Annotated in this window: 18 protein-coding genes and 1 tRNA gene; 10 read left to right on the top strand and 9 right to left on the bottom strand. The window is 62.0% G+C overall.

What is annotated here, in order from left to right; all coding sequences use genetic code 11:
* Window positions 1–38 precede the first annotated feature (38 nt).
* From ACQ4WM_RS23605 to ACQ4WM_RS23585, 5 genes are all read right to left on the bottom strand, one after another.
* Entirely contained in the window at window positions 39–1,625 is a 1,587-nt protein-coding gene (locus ACQ4WM_RS23605; RefSeq protein WP_436549095.1) for a hypothetical protein, read from the bottom strand.
* Between the two features lie 150 nt (window positions 1,626–1,775).
* Window positions 1,776–2,900 carry an acyltransferase family protein gene (locus tag ACQ4WM_RS23600; protein WP_436549094.1) on the bottom strand — a complete coding sequence of 375 codons (1,125 nt, stop codon included), beginning with the start codon at window positions 2,898–2,900 and terminating at the stop codon, window positions 1,776–1,778.
* 202 nt (window positions 2,901–3,102) lie between these two features.
* A complete protein-coding gene (locus tag ACQ4WM_RS23595) occupies window positions 3,103–4,782 on the bottom strand; it encodes a methyl-accepting chemotaxis protein (protein WP_436549093.1) in 1,680 nt (559 codons plus the stop codon).
* A gap of 228 nt (window positions 4,783–5,010) precedes the next feature.
* Window positions 5,011–6,381, bottom strand: coding sequence for a hypothetical protein (locus ACQ4WM_RS23590; RefSeq protein ID WP_436549092.1), 1,371 nt, complete (start codon window positions 6,379–6,381; stop codon window positions 5,011–5,013).
* A gap of 6 nt (window positions 6,382–6,387) precedes the next feature.
* The gene (locus ACQ4WM_RS23585) at window positions 6,388–6,696 is read right to left on the bottom strand and encodes an ArsR/SmtB family transcription factor (RefSeq protein WP_436549091.1); all 309 of its coding nucleotides are present in this window, start codon (window positions 6,694–6,696) and stop codon (window positions 6,388–6,390) included.
* A gap of 106 nt (window positions 6,697–6,802) precedes the next feature.
* Here ACQ4WM_RS23585 and ACQ4WM_RS23580 point away from each other — a divergent pair, with 106 nt between their 5' ends.
* Window positions 6,803–7,891: an NADH:flavin oxidoreductase/NADH oxidase gene (locus tag ACQ4WM_RS23580; RefSeq protein ID WP_436549090.1), complete on the top strand. Its 1,089-nt coding sequence runs from the start codon at window positions 6,803–6,805 to the stop codon at window positions 7,889–7,891.
* On the opposite strand, the gene ACQ4WM_RS23575 is transcribed toward ACQ4WM_RS23580, so the two are convergent.
* Window positions 7,885–9,384, bottom strand: a complete 1,500-nt coding sequence (locus ACQ4WM_RS23575; RefSeq protein WP_436549089.1) for an MDR family MFS transporter — start codon at window positions 9,382–9,384, stop codon at window positions 7,885–7,887. The genes ACQ4WM_RS23580 and ACQ4WM_RS23575 overlap by 7 nt on opposite strands.
* A gap of 130 nt (window positions 9,385–9,514) precedes the next feature.
* Here ACQ4WM_RS23575 and ACQ4WM_RS23570 point away from each other — a divergent pair, with 130 nt between their 5' ends.
* The 4 genes from ACQ4WM_RS23570 to ACQ4WM_RS23555 all read left to right on the top strand — a co-directional run bounded on the left by ACQ4WM_RS23570 (window position 9,515) and on the right by ACQ4WM_RS23555 (window position 11,785).
* On the top strand, window positions 9,515–10,264 hold the full coding sequence (locus tag ACQ4WM_RS23570; protein ID WP_436549088.1) for an SDR family NAD(P)-dependent oxidoreductase: 750 nt from the start codon (window positions 9,515–9,517) through the stop codon (window positions 10,262–10,264).
* 41 nt (window positions 10,265–10,305) lie between these two features.
* The gene (locus ACQ4WM_RS23565) at window positions 10,306–10,872 is read left to right on the top strand and encodes a hypothetical protein (RefSeq protein WP_436549087.1); all 567 of its coding nucleotides are present in this window, start codon (window positions 10,306–10,308) and stop codon (window positions 10,870–10,872) included.
* A gap of 174 nt (window positions 10,873–11,046) precedes the next feature.
* Window positions 11,047–11,122, top strand: a tRNA-Lys gene (locus ACQ4WM_RS23560).
* A 69-nt stretch (window positions 11,123–11,191) separates the two neighbouring features.
* Window positions 11,192–11,785 (top strand): IMPACT family protein, encoded by a 594-nt coding sequence (locus ACQ4WM_RS23555; protein ID WP_436549086.1) that lies wholly within the window; start codon window positions 11,192–11,194, stop codon window positions 11,783–11,785.
* On the opposite strand, the gene ACQ4WM_RS23550 is transcribed toward ACQ4WM_RS23555, so the two are convergent.
* The 3 genes from ACQ4WM_RS23550 to ACQ4WM_RS23540 are packed head-to-tail and all read right to left on the bottom strand — an operon-like array spanning window position 11,782 to window position 13,224.
* Window positions 11,782–12,309: a hypothetical protein gene (locus ACQ4WM_RS23550; protein ID WP_436549085.1), complete on the bottom strand. Its 528-nt coding sequence runs from the start codon at window positions 12,307–12,309 to the stop codon at window positions 11,782–11,784. The genes ACQ4WM_RS23555 and ACQ4WM_RS23550 overlap by 4 nt on opposite strands.
* Before the next feature lies 1 nt (window position 12,310).
* Window positions 12,311–12,784 carry a hypothetical protein gene (locus ACQ4WM_RS23545; RefSeq protein WP_436549084.1) on the bottom strand — a complete coding sequence of 158 codons (474 nt, stop codon included), beginning with the start codon at window positions 12,782–12,784 and terminating at the stop codon, window positions 12,311–12,313.
* Between the two features lie 53 nt (window positions 12,785–12,837).
* Window positions 12,838–13,224, bottom strand: a complete 387-nt coding sequence (locus tag ACQ4WM_RS23540; RefSeq protein WP_436549083.1) for a hypothetical protein — start codon at window positions 13,222–13,224, stop codon at window positions 12,838–12,840.
* 327 nt (window positions 13,225–13,551) lie between these two features.
* Between ACQ4WM_RS23540 and ACQ4WM_RS23535 the strand changes: the two genes are divergently transcribed.
* The 5 genes from ACQ4WM_RS23535 to ACQ4WM_RS23515 all read left to right on the top strand — a co-directional run bounded on the left by ACQ4WM_RS23535 (window position 13,552) and on the right by ACQ4WM_RS23515 (window position 20,247).
* Window positions 13,552–14,952 (top strand): L-cystine transporter, encoded by a 1,401-nt coding sequence (locus ACQ4WM_RS23535; RefSeq protein WP_436549082.1) that lies wholly within the window; start codon window positions 13,552–13,554, stop codon window positions 14,950–14,952.
* Window positions 14,953–15,030: 78 nt separating this feature from the next.
* Window positions 15,031–15,795 carry a histidine phosphatase family protein gene (locus tag ACQ4WM_RS23530; RefSeq protein ID WP_436549081.1) on the top strand — a complete coding sequence of 255 codons (765 nt, stop codon included), beginning with the start codon at window positions 15,031–15,033 and terminating at the stop codon, window positions 15,793–15,795.
* 14 nt (window positions 15,796–15,809) lie between these two features.
* Window positions 15,810–16,688 (top strand): NAD(P)H-hydrate dehydratase, encoded by an 879-nt coding sequence (locus ACQ4WM_RS23525; RefSeq protein WP_436549080.1) that lies wholly within the window; start codon window positions 15,810–15,812, stop codon window positions 16,686–16,688.
* Window positions 16,689–16,869: 181 nt separating this feature from the next.
* Complete coding sequence (locus ACQ4WM_RS23520; protein WP_436549079.1) at window positions 16,870–19,308, top strand: TonB-dependent receptor plug domain-containing protein; 2,439 nt, start codon at window positions 16,870–16,872, stop codon at window positions 19,306–19,308.
* Between the two features lie 18 nt (window positions 19,309–19,326).
* Window positions 19,327–20,247, top strand: a complete 921-nt coding sequence (locus ACQ4WM_RS23515; protein WP_436549078.1) for an SAM hydrolase/SAM-dependent halogenase family protein — start codon at window positions 19,327–19,329, stop codon at window positions 20,245–20,247.
* Window positions 20,248–20,265: the final 18 nt, after the last annotated feature.

Raw genomic sequence — 20,265 nt, 5'->3', positions numbered from 1 at the left:
TTGGCTTCACAATCAAGCAGCAGCAAGATCGCCAAAACTCACTCCACCCCCGGTATATCCGTATTGTGAAACTTGCTCATCCCCACCACCCGCGTATTGCTGTCCGCATAGCTCAGCTCGACATGGTCGCCGGGCCTGGTCAGTACCAGCTCTTCCGACAGGTCGGAGCTACCCGTGAAGATAGTGCCAAGCACCTTGTCGCCCGAGCTGAGAGTGATGTAATACATGGTCTGGTTGTTGCGAAATTCGGCGGCAATGCGCACCACGTTGCCCTTGATCGCGACCTCGCGCGCTTCAGTGCCAATGTCGGCGGCGACGCGGTTGCTCGAGCGTTTGGACTGGTAGCTGCGCAGGGTGGCGTTCAGGGTATCTGCCACGCCGATGATCTGGTTGTTGCGCATGTCGACCATGCCGAAGGCGCGCGAGACGCCCTGCACGTCGCGCAGGGCCATCACATAGGTCGGTGCGCCATTGACCAGGAACGGCAGCGGATTGGTGGCCCTGTAGTGCTTTTCCGGGTTGACGTTTTCCACTGCGTGCGCGGCGGTTGCCTGCGACACCGATGGCACCTTGAACCAGCGTACCACCTTGGTGCGCGAGTCGACAAAGTAAAAACCGGACAGGCCGTTGTTCTGGCCTTTCGAGGTCATGCCGCCGACCCAGTACGGTCGCTGGTCGGAGCCGTAGACCAGGTCCAGCATGCCGTCCACGCGCAAGCGCCCTTCATTGTTCAGGTTGATATAGCCGTGCACATATTCGCCGCGATCCTGCATTTGCTCCAGGATAAATTCCTCGGCTTGGATACGGTCCACCCAGGCCGGCTCCGTGCCCATCTTGTAGCGCCTGACCTCGCCAGTCACGGCATTGACGGTAATGATGCCGCTCGACTCGCTGCCTGAAAATCCCACCTTGTGTTCGTACACGGTGCCGACGTAGTACGGCACGCCGTCGTCATCGATTTCCGGTTCGAAGTCGGTCAGGCCGACCGTGGTATTGCCCGACAAATACGCGTGCCGCTCGACGTAGTCGCCGAAATAGGCCGACTGCAGATAGCGCATTCTCAAGGGTTTGCCGTCGAGTTCCATTACCAGCTTGACGTCGGCAGGATCGTGCGCCGACACCACCAGATAGCCCGGCGTGGCGCCGTCAGCAAACCATTTGAAAAAACCGCTGTGCTCGAGGAAGGCGACCCACACCAGCTTGTCCTTCACCAGCTGTTTCACCGGCGTGCCGACCGCCACTTGCGATCCCAGCGAAGCGATTTCCGACAGGCGCTTTTGCATCGCCTGCAAAGCCATGTCCTGCGACACCAACGGCGCCTGCTCGATATCGATAGGCGGCAAGGCATCGTGAAAATTGGCCGGCGTTTCCGCACCCAGCATCTTGTAATAGGCATTCGCATGCAGTATCGGTGCGCTGGTCAGGAACACGATGGCGCCAAACAGCACGGCAAGCAACAGCCAGAGTGCGGCAATAGCCTTGCGCCCAGCCACTGCGACCGCCGGCAAGGCCGAGACCAGCACCACGATATAGATGCCGGCAAAATCAACGCCCAGGGTCGGCGCCTGGAAATAAGCCAGGCACAGCAACAGCAATACGGACAGCACCAGGCCTGCGATGCGCAAGAGGCTGCGATGGATCGCGGGGACTGGCCCAGGTATTTTTTTAAAAAAAACGGACATATTGCACCGGTGTTGACTGTTAGCAAGTTCTACAGCATAGCATCTTGCTCACAGTCAGCGCCACTGCGACCGGCGGCATTGTTCAGGCCATATTCAAACCGAGACCGGCCGTGCCAGCGCCTTGCCCACCAGCGACTGCACTACCCTGCCCAGCGGCGCTTCCACCCAGCGGTAAAACGCGGCGCCGGCACCCAGGCTGGCGGTCCAGGCCGTCAACATGCCCAGCGCCTGCCATTCGGCTTCGAGAGGCGCGAAGCGGATAAACGCTGCATTGACCAGCAGGCTGACGGGGAAATGAATCAGGAATACGGAATACGAGATACGGCCCAGGGTGTTGACCAGTGGCCAGGCGCCCTCGCCGGACGCGACTTTCATGCGCCCGCACAGGAACAGGACGCACGCCACTGCCAGCGCCAGCTCGATGCGGCTACGAAACTCCACTGCCAGCGCCAGCCAGGCCGGCACGATCAGCAACAGCATCATGATGGTGGCGCCATGACCCTGGCGGCGCGGGTCGCTGGCCCACCAGGCCAGCATGCCAAGGCCGTAGCTGCCGAAGAAATACGGCGCCCAATTGTCCCAGCCGCTGTCGAGGTTGAAGTACAGCAGCGAGGCTGCCACGCCGCAGGTGACGATGGCCGGCACCAGCCACGGCAAGCGCCGCCCGTTCACAACGCGACCGGTGCTCCAGAATACCAGCACCGCCAGCGCGTACAGCTGGAAGTCGATCGCCACATACCAGGCGCCGGCCGACAGCGATTCGTAACCAAGCACGCCATGCAGCAGCAAGGCATGGGCGCCGATCTGGCTCAAGCTGGCCGGCGCCGAAATCGACTCGTGGACCATCACGCCGGAGGCGAATGCATTGGCCAGCGCCGCGATCACGGTGGCGGCGACAAACGGCGGCGCCAGCTTGGCATAGCGGTGCCAGACGGCCGACACGGGTGACGGCGCCAGGCCCGGCAAACCGGTCGGCGACAGCGACTTGGCGGCCAGGAAGCCGCCGATCACCAGGAATACCTGTACCGCGATGCGCGCACTGTCGCCCAGCCAGCCGATCAGCGCCGGCCACATGAGCTGCACATAGTCCGACATCGGCCCGTAAAACGCCAAATGATGCAACACGATCAGTTGCGCCGCGCCTGCCTTCAACAGATTGATCCAGCCAAACTGCGGACGATTTTCTGGGTCCGCTTGAACTACTTTTGCTACCGTCATGCCCTATCCTTGCCTTGCCAGGTACTTCTCGCCGCCCCTCGCGCGAACTGGCGCGGGGGCGGGGATTTTCCCGAGAGGCCGACATGATAGCCGAGCTGGACAACGAGGTGACGCGCGGTTGCCCGTTAGAAATCAATCATAGCGCGAATAATTGTGCAACCATACTTTCCAGTGCCGCATGACGCGTCATGGCGAGTGATCCTCAAGACGACGATAATTTCAACGTAGCCTTCCTGGCTCTGCCGGCAGATGGCCGCGAAATGGCGGCAGGATTTCTCGCGCCATTTTGCGCCAGCCGGAAAATGGCGACCACGCCAACGAGCTGTTCCGCCTGTATCTTCAGGTTCTCCGCCGCTGCGCTGCTCTCCTCCACCAGTGCGGCATTTTGCTGGGTCGTCGCGTCCAGTTCAAGAATTGCCTGCCCCACCTGCGCCACTGACGAGCCTTGCTCGGCGCCGGCCGTGCTGATGTCGACCATGATGTTGGTGACATCCCTGATCGATAAGACGATCTTGCCCATCGCAGCCCCGGCTTCGTCGGCCAGACTAACGCCCTGCTCCACGCGGGCGACGCTGGTCTCGATCAGGGTCTTGATCTGCTTTGCCGCCTCCGCGCTGCGTTGCGCCAGATTGCGCACTTCGGAGGCGACGACGGCAAAACCTCTGCCCTGTTCGCCCGCCCTGGCAGCTTCCACGGCAGCATTGAGCGAAAGAATATTGGTCTGGAACGCCAGGCCGTCGATCACGCTGACAATCAGCGAAATCTCTCTGGAGCTCTCATTGATGGTTTGCATGGTCGATACGACGTTGGCGACCACTGCCCCACCCACCATCGCGACCTCGCTGGCATTGATGGCCAGCCGATTCGCCTCTGTTGCATTCAACACATTCTGCTGCGCCGTGCTGCCCAGCTCTTCCATCGAGGCGGAGGTTTGCTCAAGTGCACTGGCTTGCGATTCAGTACGCTGCGACAGATCAATATTGCCTTGGGCAATCTCCGTCGACGCAAGCGCCACCAGTTCGGCATTCTCGCGCACCGTCCCCACCACCGCCGCCAGAGAATCCTGCATCGCCGCCAACGCGGCCAGCAGGGGCGAAAATTCATCGCTCTTCTCATCTTTCTGACGAGTGAAAAGATCGCCATCGCGCACCAGTTCAGTGACGAGTTGAGAAACCGCAATTCGCTCGCGCAGGAGGCGCGAAATATACCAGGAGAACGTCATCAGGCCGGCAGCGATACACAGGGTTAATATGCTCAGCTGGGTACGCGTGGCATTGGCGAGACTTTCGATCTGGGCGACCTCCGCCGCCAGATATTTGCCCTGATTCCCGCGTTCCGTATCGAGCCATGTCTGCATCTTGTGCAATTCAGGGATTGTCTTCGCCGTCAAGAAGGCGATGCCTTGCTCCGCGTCGCCAGCGGCAACGATGCGCATGTTGTCTTCGACCACCGGCCATGCCAACTTCTGCATGTCGAGCCAGATTTGAAATGCGGCCCTGGCCTGCTGCGTCGGCAGGGCACTATCGAATACAGCATCATTTTTTGCGATATTCTCTTTTTCTTTCTTAATCTCCTGCAACGCCGCATTGATTTTCTCAGCATCTTTGAAGATCAATGCCTGCCTGATTTGCAGCAGCACCGTGGTGACGCTCAGTTCCGTGCTGGAGATCAGCTGCAATTGTCTGACTTTCACCAAGCCGGCATCCTTTGCCAACTGGCCCGCGTCACCGAGCCGGCTCCACGACATCGCCGCCAGCAAGGCAAGCAGAAAGATCAGGATGGTCGAAAAAACGTAGAGCTTTTTAGCTATGCCGAAGTGTTTCAAAATTTTCTCCAATTTCAAAATTAAATATTTATATGAAAATATTACTGAATTAAACATTTAAATTGTTTTTTTGTTTTATTCAGTATTTCATTTTGAATTTAATAAATCAATCCACATAATGTCTGGCTACATACAGGTCAAGGAATTTGAAAATTGTTCGCTGGAGCGGCTGCGGGCACGAGCCGGAGGATGGAAATACCACAGTCAGGGCGGGCCGTGTAGCGCTTGGCAAACGGCGGTCCGCTGTTAATCTGATGGGGAAAGTCAGGCCGCACGCGCCGTGCATCAATCCTGGCGCGAAAAATCGGCTCGCATGAGCGTCTGGATAATGCTGCCGCCCTGCTCGTTGGCACGCACCGCCACCGCCATGGTCGGCATTACGAACACCACGCCCTGCTGCGGTTCCAGGGTGTTGAGCAACTGCTCGAGCTCGCGCCCCTGCGATTCGGGGCGCTTCAGTTTTTCCGCCAGCTGCGCCGCGCACTTGTCCTCATTGCCTCTGCGGGGCGGACATTGATCGGTGCGCACGAAGGGGATCTTGCCACTCTGCAGGCGCGCCGACAATTGCGCGACGACCGCCGCCGGGGCGGCGTCAAGATACAAATGGTAGGACGCCACGCCGCAGCAGGTCTTCGACAGCAGCAACTGGCTGACGGGCGCACCAAAGGCGTTCACGGGGGCGGTTGGCACATAGGCAAACGGCGGCGTGCCGGCAGCGTCCTTGCCGGTGGCACTGGCGGCGCGCCAGCCCGGCAGGCAGGCGGCATTGGCGGCAGCAAAGCAGTTGCGGTAGCCGGACTGCTCATCAATGAATAATTGCTCGACCACATTGCCTGCGCCAGCCGCGCCAGGCGCGGTGCCGCTTGGCAGCACGTCCCAGCTGCCCGCGCCACTCTTGCGCCAGGCCAGCACCGCGCGCGACCAGTCCCATAACGGTTGGTAGGGGTTGGCGTACTCATCGGCCAACTGAGGCAAATAGATGCGTGGCAGCGGTATCGGCTCGCGCCGTTTTCCGTCACCATCGACCACCATCACGACGGCAGGCGCCGCTGCGCTGTCGACATAGGCAAACGACTTGCCATCGGGCGACACCGACGCCAGCGCATGCAGTTGCAGGCTGTCGCCACCATCGAGCGCACGCGGCAGCACGGTGGCCTTGAGCGGAAATGCGCTGACCAGGAAACCAGGCGACTGCTGGCCGGGAAAGTAGCGTTTGCCCGGGGACAGGGGAAAGCCGTGCAGATACTTGTCAGTGCCCTGGTAGCCTTCTGCCGAGGCGGCAATTTTCTCCACCACGGGCTTGTCCTGCTGCTCATGCACCAGCGCCAGCACGCCTTGCTGGTCTTGCAGTCGGGCAAGATAGACGGGTTCGGCAAAGTCAGTCCAGCGCTCGATGAAATCGGCTTGCCTGACGACGACCTGATCGCCATGGATCAGGCGCATCGACTGGTGCTCGGCAGACATCAGCGAGCCGCCACCCTGGCGGTACTCGACGTACAAGACGGTGAAGTGTCCGTACTGCAAGGCCTCGGTGACCTTTTCGCCGCGTTCCAGCACTTCGGCATATTGTCCCTTGGGCGGCTCCGTAAATGGATTGCAGCCAGCCAGCACCAGGAGCGCGGTGCCCCACCAGCAACACCGTGCACTCGTTGTCATGCGTTGTCAGCCTTCAGGTGATTGCTGCAAGATGGCCGCCAGCAGCCCCGGGAAGCGGCTGTCCATGTCGGTCCGGCGCAGCCGGTTCATATGGGTGGTGCCGCTGTTTTCGGTCCACACCAGCCCTGCTTCGCGCAGCACCTTGAAATGGTGCGAGACAGTCGACTTGGGCCGTCCGCCGTCAAGGTCGCCGCAAGCAGCTTGCTCGACTCTGTCCAGGTGCAGCACGATGCCCAGGCGTATGGTATCGCTCAAGGCATACAGTACGCGCTCAAGGACGAATTCGCTGGCCGGAGGATGTTTGTGTGGTCGCATGAGCAGAATCATACACGATAGGCTATACTCCTTCCATTCTTCGAAAACTTTCGAAGTACAAGTACAGGTACAGCTCCAACCCACCCCATTCTTTGCAAAGGCCACCATGTCCGCTCTGTTCCAGCCCTACCACCTGAAAGATATCACCCTGCGCAACCGTATCGCCGTGCCGCCCATGTGCCAGTACTCGGCGACCGACGGCCTGGTCAATGAATGGCATCTGTCGCACTATGCTGGCATGGCGCGTGGCGGCGCCGGCCTGGTGATCGTCGAAGCGACGGCTGTCTCGCCGGAAGGCCGCATCACGCCCGGCTGCACCGGCATCTGGAGCGACGCACTGGCGCAAGGCTTTGCACCGATCGTCAAGGAAATCAAGAACGCCGGTGCCGTGCCCGGCATCCAGATCGGCCATGCGGGCCGCAAGGCCAGCGCCAACCGCCCATGGGAAGGCGACGACCATATCGCTGAAGGTGACCCGCGCGGCTGGGAAACCATCGCCCCATCGGCGATCGCCTTTGGCGGCGGCCTGGGCAAAGTGCCGCGCGCGATGACGCTGGACGATATCGCCCGCGTGCGCCAGGATTTCGTGAACGCCGCCGTGCGCGCACGCGAAGTGGGCTTCGAGTGGCTGGAACTGCATTTCGCCCACGGCTATCTGGGCCAGAGCTTTTTCTCGGCGCATTCCAACCAGCGCGACGATATTTATGGCGGCAGCCTGGAAAACCGCAGCCGCTTCCTGCTTGAAACCTTGAAAGCCGTGCGTGAAGTGTGGCCCGAGCACCTGCCGCTGACGATCCGTTTCGGCGTGATCGAATTCGACGGTCGCGATGAAGAAACGCTGCTCGAATCGATCGGCCTGGTGCGCCAGTTCAAGGACGCCGGCATGGACATGATCAGCGTGTCCATGGGCTTCACGATTCCCGACACCAACATTCCCTGGGGACCGGCCTTCATGGGTCCGATCGCCGAACGCGTGCGCAGGGAAGCAGGCGTACCGGTCTCGTCGGCCTGGGGCTTCGGCACGCCGGCCATTGCCGAACAAGTCGTCAAGGACGAGCAGCTCGACGTGGTGATGGTCGGCAAGGCCCACCTGGCCAACCCGCACTGGGCCTATTTTGCGGCCAAGGAACTGGGCCTGCCGCGCGCCTCGTGGACCATGCCGGCACCGTACGCGCACTGGCTGGAACGCTACTGATCTTCGTTCGCCTTGCCCTTGCCCTCGAATCCCTCCAAAGGCAACTCCGGCAGGAACAGCAAGGCGAACAGCCCGACCAGCAGCAGCACCGCGCCGGCGCCAAACACGCTGGCGATCGCATGCCGGTACACGCCGATGGTCTGCGTGGCCGCATGGGCGCCGAGCGCCGAGACCGCCTCCACGCCATGCACATGCAACTGGCGCGCGAGGATGGCGCCCGACGCCGTCACACCGAGCAGGCCACCGAGCGAGCGGAAGAACGCCAGCATGGCCGTGCCTACGCCGCGCCGCGACAAGGGCAAGGCATTCTGCACCGCAATCGTCATGTTCGGCATCACCAGGCCCAGGCCGGCGCCGAGGAAAAAGATGGCCGGCTCGATCACCCAGTAGCCCTGCGCCGTTTCCATGGCCCAGGCCAGCACGCCAAACGCCACCACCGCCACGCCCAGGCCCGCCACCTGCACCATCTTGTACTTGCCCGAGCGCGACAGCACGCGGCCGTTGACCAGCGACGACAGCACCAGTCCCACCATCATCGCCACCGTCATCACGCCCGATTCGGCCGGACTGGTGCCCATCACCAGCTGGAAAAACAGCGGAAAAAACACGCTCGCTCCCATCAGCCCCATGAAGGCCATCGCCATTACCAGGCTGGCGATATTGAAGGTGCGGTTCAGGAACAGATCGGGCGGCAGCACCGGTTCATCGATCCGGCGCACATGCAGCAGCAGCCACACGGCCGACACCACGGCCAGCGCCGCGCTGATCTTCACTGCTACGCCGTTCCAAGGCCATTCGGTGCCGCCAAGCGCCAGCACCAGCAGCGCCGCCGTGATGCAGCCGGTGAGCAACAACGACCCCAGGTAATCGATCTTGTGCGCCTGCATCTTGACCGGTTTGCGCATCGCCTTCGCAATAATATAAAAGGCCACCGCACCGACCGGCAGGTTCACATAGAAGATCCAGTGCCACGACAGCGCATCGGTAATCACGCCGCCCAGTACCGGCCCCAGCACGCTGGTGACGGCAAACACGATCGGCACCATGCCCTGGCGCTTGCCGCGCTCGGCTGGCGGCACGATGTCGCCGATAATGATCTGCGCCAGCGGCATAAAGCCGCCCGCCCCCAGGCCCTGGATGGCGCGGAAAATGATCAGCTGGGTCATGTTCTGCGCCAGCCCGCACAAGACCGACCCCAGCAAAAAAGTCAATAATGCAGTAAAAATCATTGGGCGGCGGCCATACTGGTCGGCCAGCTTGCCATACAGCGGCATGGTGGCGGTCGAGGCCAGCACATACGCCGTCACCACCCATGACAGGTGCGCCATGCCACCCAGGTCATCGACGATGCGTGGCAAGGCGGTGGCAACGATGCTCTGGTCGAGCGCGCCCAGGCCCAGCACGGCCATCAGGCCGAGATAGACAGCGTTCACTTCGCGGTCGGTGATGGGGGCGACGGGAGCGGCGGGTGCTGCTGGCTGTGGGGCGGTCATCGTGGTGAGGGTGATAGTTGGTCGGTCGGCCATACTAGCGCAAAAACTTGTGCGCAGATGGCCGGCATCGGCTACGACTACAATTTACCCCCTCGCTTCCCATCTCTTTTATCTCTCGCAAGGACATACGATGATCGTCTTTATTACCGGCGCCACTGCCGGCTTTGGCGCCGCCATGGCGCGCACCTTCGTTCGCAACGGCCACCAGGTGATCATCAGCGGCCGCCGCGCCGACCGCCTGCAGGCGCTGGCCGCGGAACTGGGCGACGTCGCCCTGCCGCTGCAGCTGGACGTGACCGACAAGGCTTCCATCGGTACAGCGCTGGGCAGCATTCCCGCCGCCTGGCAGGCCATCGACGTGCTGATCAACAATGCCGGCCTGGCGCTGAACGTGGCGCCGGCACATGAAGCGTCGCTGGAAGACTGGGACACCATGATCGCCACCAACATCAGCGGCCTGGTCGCCATGACGCGCGCGCTGCTGCCGGCCATGGTGGCGCGCCAGAGCGGCACCATCATCAACCTCGGCTCGGTAGCCGGCGACACGCCCTACCCTGGCGGCAATGTGTACGGCGCCACCAAGGCCTTCGTCGAACAATTCACCCTGAACCTGCGCGCCGACCTGGTCGGTACCGGCGTGCGCGCTACAAATCTGGCGCCGGGCCTGTGTGGCGGCACCGAGTTTTCGAATGTGCGCCTGAAAGGGAACGACGAAGCGGCGGCCAAGGTCTACGAAGGCACGCAGCCATTGACGGCCGAAGATATCGCCGAGACCGCCTACTGGATCGCCACCCTGCCGCCGCACATCAACGTCAACCGCATCGAGATAATGCCGACCTGCCAGGGTTATGGTCCGCTGAACATCAAGCGCAAGCTCTGATGCCCTTGAAAACGGAACCATCAGGAAGGCGCCAGAAGCTGATGCAAAAAATGTTGACCACCACGACGCTGTCGTTTCGTCTTGTGCTGACGCTGGCCCTGGCTGTGCCAATGGCGGTGTCGGCAGCGCCGCAGACGGCAGTGCAGCGACAGGAAGCCATCTACACACGTCAGGGCGATGGCCCACACGGCCAGCGCGCTGATGCCTTGCCGGACGCGACATCGTTCGACAAGGGCAGCCGGCGATTATTGATGGCTAGCGAAAAAACACTGGCGGTATTTTCCCTCGCTGGCGAGACGGCAACGTATTTTGTGGTGGTCGCCAGCATACCTTCCAGAAAGCCCCAGTCCGCCAGCTATTGCGGCGCCGGCTACCAAGACCACCTGCTCCTGCTGGCCTACGACGGCAGAAAGACGACTCTGCGTGACGATTTTCTATTACAAAGCTGTCTGCGCTCGATCACGCTGGAGTCGGAGGGCACCGACGACATCCTGCAGGCGCTCGCCATCGATGCCGATCACCACACCATCCGGTTTCGCTGGCTAAGCGACAGGGAAGATACCCACCATACGCTGACCATCGCCAACGGCAAATTCCTGCTGCGCTGACCGCCCTGCAAAACCTGCTCAAGCCGGCATGCGCGTTCAAACCGCTGGCGTCGGTGCTGTCCATCACCTGCTGTGCCTGCTCTGCCACATTGCCCGCCTTGCCGGACGCTGGCACGAAAAATCCCGGGCCTGGCCTTGTCAAATCGGCCCGGGCCGGTCATAATAGCCGCCCTTGGGTCGTTAGCTCAGCTGGTAGAGCAGCGGACTTTTAATCCGTTGGTCGCAGGTTCGAATCCCGCACGGCCTACCAAGAATTTGCCTCATGTAAAAGCCAACCTTCACCGGTTGGCTTTTTGCATTTTGCCTGTTATGTTCTGCCATGCCCTTTACCATCGCCTCCCCCGTCCACAGTGAACTGATCATCAAAAAGAGCCGTTTTATCGGTTGCGTGCAGCCGATGACAGACCGCGCCAGCGCGCAGCAGGTCGTCAACGGTCTGAAGGCGCAGCATCCGGGCGCGGTGCACGTGTGCTGGGCGCTGCTGGCGGGCGGACAGTCGGCCGCCGTCGATGATGGCGAACCGAGCGGAACAGCCGGGCGGCCCATGCTCGACGTGCTGCGCCACCAGGACCTGGAAGGGGTGCTGGCGACCGTAGTGCGTTATTGGGGCGGCGTGAAGCTGGGCGCGGGCGGGCTGGTGCGGGCCTATACCGACAGCGTGGCGCAGGCGCTGCTGCAGGCGGAGAAAACCGCCATCGTGCGCCAGCGGCGGCTGGCCTGCACGGTGCCGTATGCGATGGAAGGCATGCTGCGGCGCGAACTCGATGCCGCTGGCGCCAGTTTGCTGGACGTGGCGCACAGCGACGTGGTGCTGTTCGATTTCAGCCTGGCCGAAGACGCGGCCAGCGCCCTGCTGGCGCGCCTCGACGAGGCTGGCAACGGTCGCATTGCCTGGCTGGAACAGCCGGACTAAAAAGGCAGAAAAAAGGCATCCAGGCTTGCCCGCCTGGTGTTGAATTCAGCCACCTGCTGCGCATCAAGCTTGAGTTCCACCTCGGTCCAGGAACCTGAAAAATCGCTGACATGCGTCCAGAAGCGCCTGACCGTCAGAGTCGATCCGTGCAGCGTGGCGTCCAACAGGCATATCCTGATCGCGCCATCATCGCGAAACGCATATTTTCCGCTGGGCGCGGTGGACAGTGCATGCTTCCAGCTCTGCAGTTGCGCGGTCGAGGCTGGCCACAAATCGATCCTGAAGAAAACCCTGATGGCCTCGGTCAGCGGCAGGATGTCATTCAACAGGCGGTGCACGCGCTCGTCGCCCGTATCGCGCAGCTCCTTGGAATTGGCGGCGTAGTCGAGCGCCAGGACGATTTCATGCAGTTCACGCGCGGTGGCGGCCTGGTCCAGGCGCTGCGCGAAATAGGTGGGTTCGAGCCAGTCCAGTGCGTGGACCAGCTCGGCAAGCGAGGCCAGCGTATCGGCAACGTTACTCACATTACTGCACCCGCCGCACTTTCGGCGAATTGTTCGTGCCTTCGATTTTCAGGAAGTAGGTGCCGATGATGTTACGTTCGACCTTCACCTTGGCATCGGTCATTGGAGGCAGCACGGCGGAGCTGCCGTCGACGATGCGCCATACCTGGCCGTTGGCCAGCTTGACCAGTTCATTGCCGCTCCAGCCATCGAAACGACCGACGATGGTCGAGCTGATCGAATTGTCCTGTTCGGGTGTGGCCGACTTGGGCGCCTTGACCGTCGCCATGCCAAACGCCTGTTCACGCTGCTGCGGCGTGGGCGCAGCAGCAGCGGCCGCCACAGGAGCGGCAAGCGGCGCGGCCGCGCCGACCGGAATCGCGTCATAGCAGGCCACGCGGGCCGGCACCTCGGCGATCGAACGGCATTGCAGCATGGCGACATCATCCGCCAGGGCGCTACCGGATACGAACAGCAATACGAACAGAGCTTTCATCGATACTCTTTCAAAATGAAGGGCTTGCGCCAAATGTAAGAGGAATTATAGCCTCAGCTGCGCGGCCGTTTTGCCTGCAGCAAAATAAAGTGCAGCCAGGCCAGCGCTGGCAACACCACCAGCAGCAGCGCCAGTCCGGCCGGCATGGCGGGCAGGAAATGCACGGCGCCAGCCAGGAAGCCGGCGACGGCCGCCCAGAAACGCCAGTCAAAGGCATACGCGCTGCGCCCCACGGTCGCCAGCGCAATGCGCCAGAACTCCACCAGCGCCCACAGGCTGGCGGCCAGCAACAGCGCCGTCACGGTATTGGCTTCGGGCGCGTCCGAGTAAGTGCGTACCAGGTTATACAGCAAGACGGGAAAGCCGCCGGCGACGGCCACGGTGGCGGGCCCGGCCGCGATAATGGCTTCCACCAGCCAGCCTTTGGAGCGATGATCCATGACCTGACCTTACGCGACGACGCCGCAACTGGCGGCGCTTGTCTTCATGTCCAACGGCAGCCGTTCTTCCGCATGCAATATCTGTGCTTCGTTCAGTTGGTTCATGTTTTCCTGGTCAAAGAATAGGCCCGTTACATTTCAGGCAAATATGCCATGCTGGCACGACACTGCGCATTTTACTATCCGCCTGAAGGCAGATGACAGCCTGATATTTCCCGATAGCACTGAATTGGCCACCGGTGCGGGCAGGTGCCGTGTTCTCTGAAGCAAAGTTCTATAAAATGCCAACTGCAGCACACACCAATAAAACCAAGATAAGGCCTTCCTATGGCAATCCCCATTATTCTCAATCTGATCGTCGCGCTGATCGTGTTCGCCTTTATGTTCCGCCAGCAAAGCGGCCACGCCACGTTTACCGTGCGCGTATTTACCGGCCTGGGCCTGGGCGTGCTGCTGGGCGCGGCCGCGCAAGCCATCTATGGCGCCGACTCGGCTGCCATCGCCGGCACCAATGAATACCTCGATATCGTCGGCAGCGGTTATGTGAAGCTGCTGCAGATGATTATCATGCCCTTGATTATGGTTTCGATCATTTCGGCCATTTTGAAACTCAAGGACGCCAGTTCGCTGGGCAAGATCAGCGTGCTGACCATCGGCATCCTGTTGATTACCACCACGGTGGCCGCTGCCATCGGCATCCTGATGGCCAAGCTGTTTGGCCTCACTGCGGTCGGCCTGACCTCGAGCGCGGCCGAAGTGGCGCGCGGCGTGCAGCTGCAAGGCTCGCTGGAAACGGCCAAGGCACTGTCCTTGCCGAAACTGTTAATCAGCTTTGTGCCGGCCAACCCCTTCCTCGACATGACGGGTGCGCGCAAGACCTCGACCATCGCGGTGGTGGTGTTCGCCATCTTTATCGGCATCTCGGCCACCGGCATCGCCGCGAAAAAGCCCGAGATCTTCGCTTCCTTCGAGCAGTTCATGAAAGTGGCGCACGCCATCGTCATGCGCATGGTCACGCTGGTGCTGCGCCTGACGCCGTACGGCGTGTTCGCGCTGATGTTTGCCGTAGTGTCGAGTTCGAGCTACACCGACATATTAAAGCTGATCAATTTCGTGGTGGCCTCGTACAGCGCCCTGATACTGATGTTCCTGGTGCACCTGGCAATCATCTCTGGCACGGGCCTGAATCCGCTGCGCTTCGTAAAGAAAGTGTTCCCCGTACTGGCGTTTGCATTCACCTCGCGCACCAGCGCCGGCTCGATTCCGATGAGCGTGCAGACCCAGACCCGCCGCCTTGGCACGCCGGAAGGCATCGCCAACTTCGCCGCCTCGTTCGGCTCGACCATCGGGCAGAACGGCTGCGCCGGCATTTACCCTGCCATGCTGGCCGTGATGATCGCGCCCACCGTCGGCGTCGATCCATTTACCGTCAGTTTCCTGCTGCCCTTGCTGGCCATTGTTACTATCGGCTCGATCGGCGTGGCCGGCGTTGGTGGCGGCGCCACCTTTGCCGCGCTGATCGTGCTGTCGGCAATGGACTTGCCGGTCGCGCTGGCCGGCCTGCTCATTTCCGTCGAACCATTGATCGACATGGGCCGTACGGCGCTCAACGTCAGCGGCTCGATCACGGCCGGCACCGTTACCAGCCGCGTGATGGGACAGACCGACCTGGCCGTCTACAACAGCGACGCGGCGGCCGACCTGGACGAGGCCGAGCACGCGGTGTAAACGCCAGCACCTGAGCGCCATGGTTTGCCGCTTTCGTCTATATTGATAATTAATTGATATGAACGAAAGAGGCAGGCGATGGAACAGAAATGGCCACAACAATTGTGGATCGTGCGTCATGGCCAGAGTGCCGGCAACGTGGCGCGCGATACCGCCGAAGCAGAAAAACACCTGCTGATCAATATCGCCGAGCGCGATGTCGACGTACCGCTGTCCTCGCTGGGCAAACAGCAGGCCCAGGCGCTGGGCGACTGGTTCGTCTCGCTTCCCCCTGAACAACAACCGACCGTGGTGCTGTATTCGCCGTACGTGCGTGCGCGCGAAACGGCGCAGGCGGTGCTGTCGCGACTCGACACGTCATCGCTGGTCTCGGTCGTCGCCGACGAGCGCCTGCGCGAAAAGGAATTCGGCATACTCGACCGGCTGACCGTGCACGGCATCGCCAGCAAATACCCGGAACTGCACGAGCAGCGCCAGCATGTGGGCAAGTTTTATTTCCGCCCACCGGGTGGCGAAAGCTGGTGCGACGTGATCTTGCGCCTGCGCAGCGTGCTCGACACCGTGACGCGCGAATACCGTGGCGAGCGCGTGCTGATCGTCGCCCACCAGGTGATCGTCAATTGCTTTCGCTACCTACTCGAACGCTGCGACGAGCAAGCCATCCTGGCCATCGACAGGGCGGCCGACGTGCCCAACTGCGGCGTCACCTCGTATGCTTTCAACCCCGCCGTGGGCAAGCATGGCAAGCTGCAGCTGGACCTGTGCAATTTCGTCGCGCCGCTGGTCGAATCGGGCACGCCTGTGACCGACCAGCCCGATATGCCGGCGGCACCCAAGGCCTGACGAGGAGAGCATCCATGGACGCCATCGCCATTACCCCCGCCCTGCTGCGCGACTGGCCGCTGCCCATGCCGACGCCGGACGGCGACAAGGAAGTGCGCGGCCACTTGCTGATCGTTGGCGGCTCGCGTGAAATGCCGGGCGCCATTTTGCTGGCCGCCACGGCCGCTCTGCGCGCGGGCGCGGGCAAGCTGACCGTGGCCACGGCCGCCAGCGTGGCGCAGCAGGTGGCAGTGGCCATGCCGGAAGCAAAAGTGATCGCCCTGGAAGAAACGGCGCACGGTGGTTACCAAAGCGAAGCGAAAGACAGGCTGGCGCCGCTGGCCGGCAAGGTCAGCGCCGTGCTGGCCGGACCAGGCATGAGCGACGACGCGGCCAGTTGCGAACTGATGCGCAATCTGTTGCCCATGTTTGCCAACAGCCACATCATCATCGACGCCTGCGCCATGAACGTGGTGTGCAACCCCGGCAATTTCCGCTTTGCCCAACCGGTATTGATCACGCCGCATGCGGGTGAAATGGCGCACCTGACGCGCCAGTCCAAGGAAGCGATCCTGGCCGACCCGCAAGGCGCGGCAATTGATGCGGCGCAGCGCTGGAACGCGGTGGTGGCCTTGAAGGGCGCGCTGACCATGATCGCCACGCCCGATGGCCGGTGCTGGTCGCATGAAGGCGGCAATGTGGGCCTGGCCATTTCCGGTTCGGGCGACACGCTGGCCGGCATGATCACGGGCCTGGCCGCGCGCGGCGCGCCGCTCGAGCAGGCGTGCGCCTGGGGCATCGCCCTGCATGCGCTGGCAGGCGAGCAGCTGGCCTTGCGCTTCGGCATCCTTGGGTACCTGGCGCGCGAGATTCCGGCAGAAATACCGGCCTTGCTGCGCAATCTTGCGGCCTGAGCTTGCGGCCTGAGCTGGCAGCCTGACACGACATAAAAACAACAGCATAAGCATATCCGCAAAGAATCGTTAGCACCGGCGCACGCCTCCCTTAAGCTCATGGAAACTGTTTCCACATGATTAAGCTTAAAGGACTGCCGTGCCACCTCGCCATTTTTCTGCCCACGTCCCCGCCACACCCATGCGTGCCATCGTCATTGCCTGCGCCATGCTGTCGGCGCCAGCCTGGGCGCAGCAAGCACCCGACGCCACCGACACCGCCAGTATTGACCAGGTGACCGTGGTTGGTTCGCGCGTGCGCAATCGCACCGTGTTCGACAGCACGGTGCCGATCGACCGCTTCGGCGCGCGCGAAGTGAGCAATGCGCTGTCGACCGGCGATGTCGGTGCGGCGCTGCAAAACCTCTCGCCATCGATCAACTTTCCGCGCATCGAATCGAGTGGTGCGTCGGACTCGGTGCGCGGCATCCAGCTGCGCGGCCTGGCGCCGGACCAGGTGCTGGTGCTGGTCAACGGCAAACGCCGCCATACCAGCGCCGTACTCGATACGGAAAGCAGCTTTTCGGGCACGGTGCCGGTCGATATCAATGCGATCCCGCCCGGCGCGATCGACCATATCGAGATCCTGCGCGACGGCGCCGGCGCCCAGTACGGCAGCGACGCGGTGGCCGGCGTGATCAATATCGTGCTGAAAAAAGCCCGCACCGGCGGCTCGGGCTCGGTCAGCTACGGCGCCAACCATACCAAATTTGACCCAACGGAGCAGACTCTGACGGACGGCCAGAGTACCATCGTCAATGCCGACTATGGCGTGCCGCTTGGTGACGCCGGTTACTTCCGTTTTGGCGCGGAAACGCGGCGCCGCTCGCCCACCGAGCGCGCCGGACCCAGCGACGCGCTCTGGACCTCCTACAACTTCACGCCGGCCGACCAGGCCCTCGACGGCAAGGTGGTGTTCAAGTCCGGCGACTCGCGCCAGCACAACAACTATGCCTTCTACAACGCGCTGTTGCCGCTTGAAAATGGCCTCGACCTGTATTCGTTTGCCACGATCAACGACCGCAAGTCCGACGGCAGCGCCTATTTCCGCTATCCGGGCGACCCGTCAAATGTGCTGGCCTTGTATCCTAACGGCTACCGCCCTGTCACCAATGGCGACAAGCGCGATGTGAGCCTGGTGGCCGGCCTGCGCGGCACCACCGCCAGCTGGAGCTGGGACCTGAGCGTCCGCCACGGCGGCGACCGCTTTGACTATGGCGTCAGCGAGTCGGTGAACGCCTCGCTTGGCGCGGCCAGCCCCACCAGTTTCCATCTGGCCAGCTTCGACTTCCGCCAGAATGCGCTGAACCTGGATGCCACGCGCAGCATCGAGCTTGGCCTGCCATCTGCCCTGAACCTGGCTGTCGGCGCCGAATGGATGCGAGAAACCTACCAGAGCTCGGCCGGCGACCCGGCCTCGTATGCGGCTGGTGCGATGACCGATGCGCCACCCGGTGCGCAGGCAGGCCCGGGCCTGCGCCCGTCCGATGTCTACGACGGCAGCCGCCAGATCCGTTCCATCTACCTCGACGCGGAAATCGATCTGACGCAGCGCCTGCTGGTGGGTGCCGCCGCCCGCTATTCCGATTACAGCGACTTTGGCAGCGCCAGCACGGGCAAATTGTCGGCCCGCTACAAGCTCACGCAAGACTTCCTGCTGCGCGGCTCGCTGTCGAACAGTTTCCGGGCGCCGGCGCTGGTGCAAACGGGTTTCCGCTTCGCCACCCTGAACTTCAATGCCGATGGCACGGCCCTGCAAACGTCGGCCCTGCTGCCGGCCAGCGATGCCCTGGCCCGCAGCTTTGGCGCGCAGGACCTGAAGCCTGAAAAATCGACCAATCTGTCGCTGGGCCTGGCCTGGAAACCGGCCAGGGCCACCAGCCTGACAGTGGACGCCTATGTGATCCGCATCCGCGACCGCATCACGCGTTCGAGCGACTTGCAGAGCGATGCCGTGACGGCCTATCTGGCGCAACAAGGGCGCAGCGATATCCAGTCGGTGGCCTACCTGGCCAACCTGCTCGACACGCGAACGAAAGGGCTCGATGTGGTGCTCAATCACGACCTGGCGCTATCGAACGGCAAGCTGAACCTGAACGCGGCGCTGAACCTGAACAAGACCAGCCTCGACAAGGTACGCCAAAGCTCCGCCGCGCTGGCCGCGATCGACCCGGACCTGACCCTGCTGACGGATACCAGCCTGTTCCGCATCCGCCATGCGTCGCCGAACAGCAAGCTGATCCTGGGCGCCGACTGGCAGGCGGCGAGCTGGGGCGTGCAGGCGCGTGCCACGCGCTTTGGCGCACTGAAAGATTTTTCGTATGACAGCGACGCGCCCCTGATCGACGGCATTCCGGCGCAGCGCTTCGGCGCCGTCTGGTCGCTGGACCTGGAAGGCCAGTTGAAACTCTCCAGACAGCTGACGGTGAGTGTGGGCGGCAACAATATCCTCGACCGCTATCCGCAGCGCGTGCGCGAGACCAACAACGCCACCTACGGCGGCGCCCTGCCCTACAATTTCATCAACCCGATCGGCGTGAACGGCGCGTATTTCTACGCCAAGCTCAGCTATACCTTTTAACCCGCACTGAAAGACCCCATGATCATCAAAAAAATATCCAAACTCGTCGCCGGCGCCTGCCTTGGCGCCCTGCTGCTGTCCACCGCCCAGGCTGCTACACCGCTGGTGCTGATGACCGATTTCGGCACGGCCGACGGCGCCGTCTCGGCCATGCACGGCGTAGCCTATGGCGTCGACCCGAAACTCACCATTTCCGACCTGACGCACCAGATTCCCGACTACGATATCTGGCTCGGCGCCTACCGCCTGTACCAGACGGCCAATTACTGGCCCGAAGGCACGGTATTCGTCTCCGTGATCGATCCGGGCGTGGGCACGCAACGTAAATCAGTGGTATTGAAAACAAAGAATGGCCGCTATTTCGTCGGCCCCGACAATGGCTTGTTTACCCTGATCGCCGAGCGCGACGGCGTGGCCGAGCTGCGCGAGATCGATGAAAAGATCAACCGCCTGGCCGGCTCCGCCGATTCCTACACTTTCCATGGCCGCGACGTGTACGCCTATGTGGGCGCGCGCCTGGCATCAAACGCCATCACCTATGAACAGGTGGGCCCGGTGTTGCCGAGCGAGTCGGTGGTAAAGATCGCTTACCAGCATGCTGTGCGCGACGGCAATACCCTGCGCGGCATCGTGCCGGTGCTGGACGTCAAGTATGGCAATGTGTGGACGAATATCCCCAAGACGCTGCTTGATGAACTCGGTGTCAAACTGCACGACCCGTTGCAGGTGCGCATCCTGCACAAAGGCAAGCAGGTGGCGAAAGTCACGGCACCGTTCGAACACACGTTTGGCGGCGTCGCCAAGGGCCAGCCCCTGGTCTACCTGAACAGCCTGCTGGACGTGGCGGTGGCCATCAGCCAGGGCGACTTTGCCGCCAAACACCATATCGTATCGGGCGTGGACTGGCAAATCGAAGTAAGCAAGGTCAACACCAAATAAGTTCCGGCCTGTCCATGC

The sequence above is a fragment of the Janthinobacterium longum genome (genome assembly GCF_051380735.1).
In the GTDB taxonomy this organism is placed as follows: domain Bacteria; phylum Pseudomonadota; class Gammaproteobacteria; order Burkholderiales; family Burkholderiaceae_D; genus Janthinobacterium.
The sequence above is the reverse complement of the archived record's forward strand: the minus strand, read 5'-3'. Positions and strand labels throughout refer to the sequence as shown.

What these genes read in the sequence shown, in the direction of transcription:
- ACQ4WM_RS23565 (WP_436549087.1), top strand. Translation starts at nt 10,306, where the DNA reads ATGCAAAAAATGTTGACCACCACGACGCTGTCGTTTCGTCTTGTGCTG.
- ACQ4WM_RS23555 (WP_436549086.1), top strand. Translation starts at nt 11,192, where the DNA reads ATGCCCTTTACCATCGCCTCCCCCGTCCACAGTGAACTGATCATCAAA.
- ACQ4WM_RS23600 (WP_436549094.1), bottom strand. Translation starts at nt 2,900, where the DNA reads ATGACGGTAGCAAAAGTAGTTCAAGCGGACCCAGAAAATCGTCCGCAG.
- ACQ4WM_RS23530 (WP_436549081.1), top strand. Translation starts at nt 15,031, where the DNA reads ATGGAACAGAAATGGCCACAACAATTGTGGATCGTGCGTCATGGCCAG.
- ACQ4WM_RS23540 (WP_436549083.1), bottom strand. Translation starts at nt 13,224, where the DNA reads ATGGATCATCGCTCCAAAGGCTGGCTGGTGGAAGCCATTATCGCGGCC.
- ACQ4WM_RS23570 (WP_436549088.1), top strand. Translation starts at nt 9,515, where the DNA reads ATGATCGTCTTTATTACCGGCGCCACTGCCGGCTTTGGCGCCGCCATG.
- ACQ4WM_RS23515 (WP_436549078.1), top strand. Translation starts at nt 19,327, where the DNA reads ATGATCATCAAAAAAATATCCAAACTCGTCGCCGGCGCCTGCCTTGGC.
- ACQ4WM_RS23580 (WP_436549090.1), top strand. Translation starts at nt 6,803, where the DNA reads ATGTCCGCTCTGTTCCAGCCCTACCACCTGAAAGATATCACCCTGCGC.
- ACQ4WM_RS23520 (WP_436549079.1), top strand. Translation starts at nt 16,870, where the DNA reads ATGCGTGCCATCGTCATTGCCTGCGCCATGCTGTCGGCGCCAGCCTGG.
- ACQ4WM_RS23535 (WP_436549082.1), top strand. Translation starts at nt 13,552, where the DNA reads ATGGCAATCCCCATTATTCTCAATCTGATCGTCGCGCTGATCGTGTTC.
- ACQ4WM_RS23545 (WP_436549084.1), bottom strand. Translation starts at nt 12,784, where the DNA reads ATGAAAGCTCTGTTCGTATTGCTGTTCGTATCCGGTAGCGCCCTGGCG.
- ACQ4WM_RS23595 (WP_436549093.1), bottom strand. Translation starts at nt 4,782, where the DNA reads ATGTTTAATTCAGTAATATTTTCATATAAATATTTAATTTTGAAATTG.
- ACQ4WM_RS23575 (WP_436549089.1), bottom strand. Translation starts at nt 9,384, where the DNA reads ATGACCGCCCCACAGCCAGCAGCACCCGCCGCTCCCGTCGCCCCCATC.
- ACQ4WM_RS23585 (WP_436549091.1), bottom strand. Translation starts at nt 6,696, where the DNA reads ATGCGACCACACAAACATCCTCCGGCCAGCGAATTCGTCCTTGAGCGC.
- ACQ4WM_RS23525 (WP_436549080.1), top strand. Translation starts at nt 15,810, where the DNA reads ATGGACGCCATCGCCATTACCCCCGCCCTGCTGCGCGACTGGCCGCTG.
- ACQ4WM_RS23590 (WP_436549092.1), bottom strand. Translation starts at nt 6,381, where the DNA reads ATGACAACGAGTGCACGGTGTTGCTGGTGGGGCACCGCGCTCCTGGTG.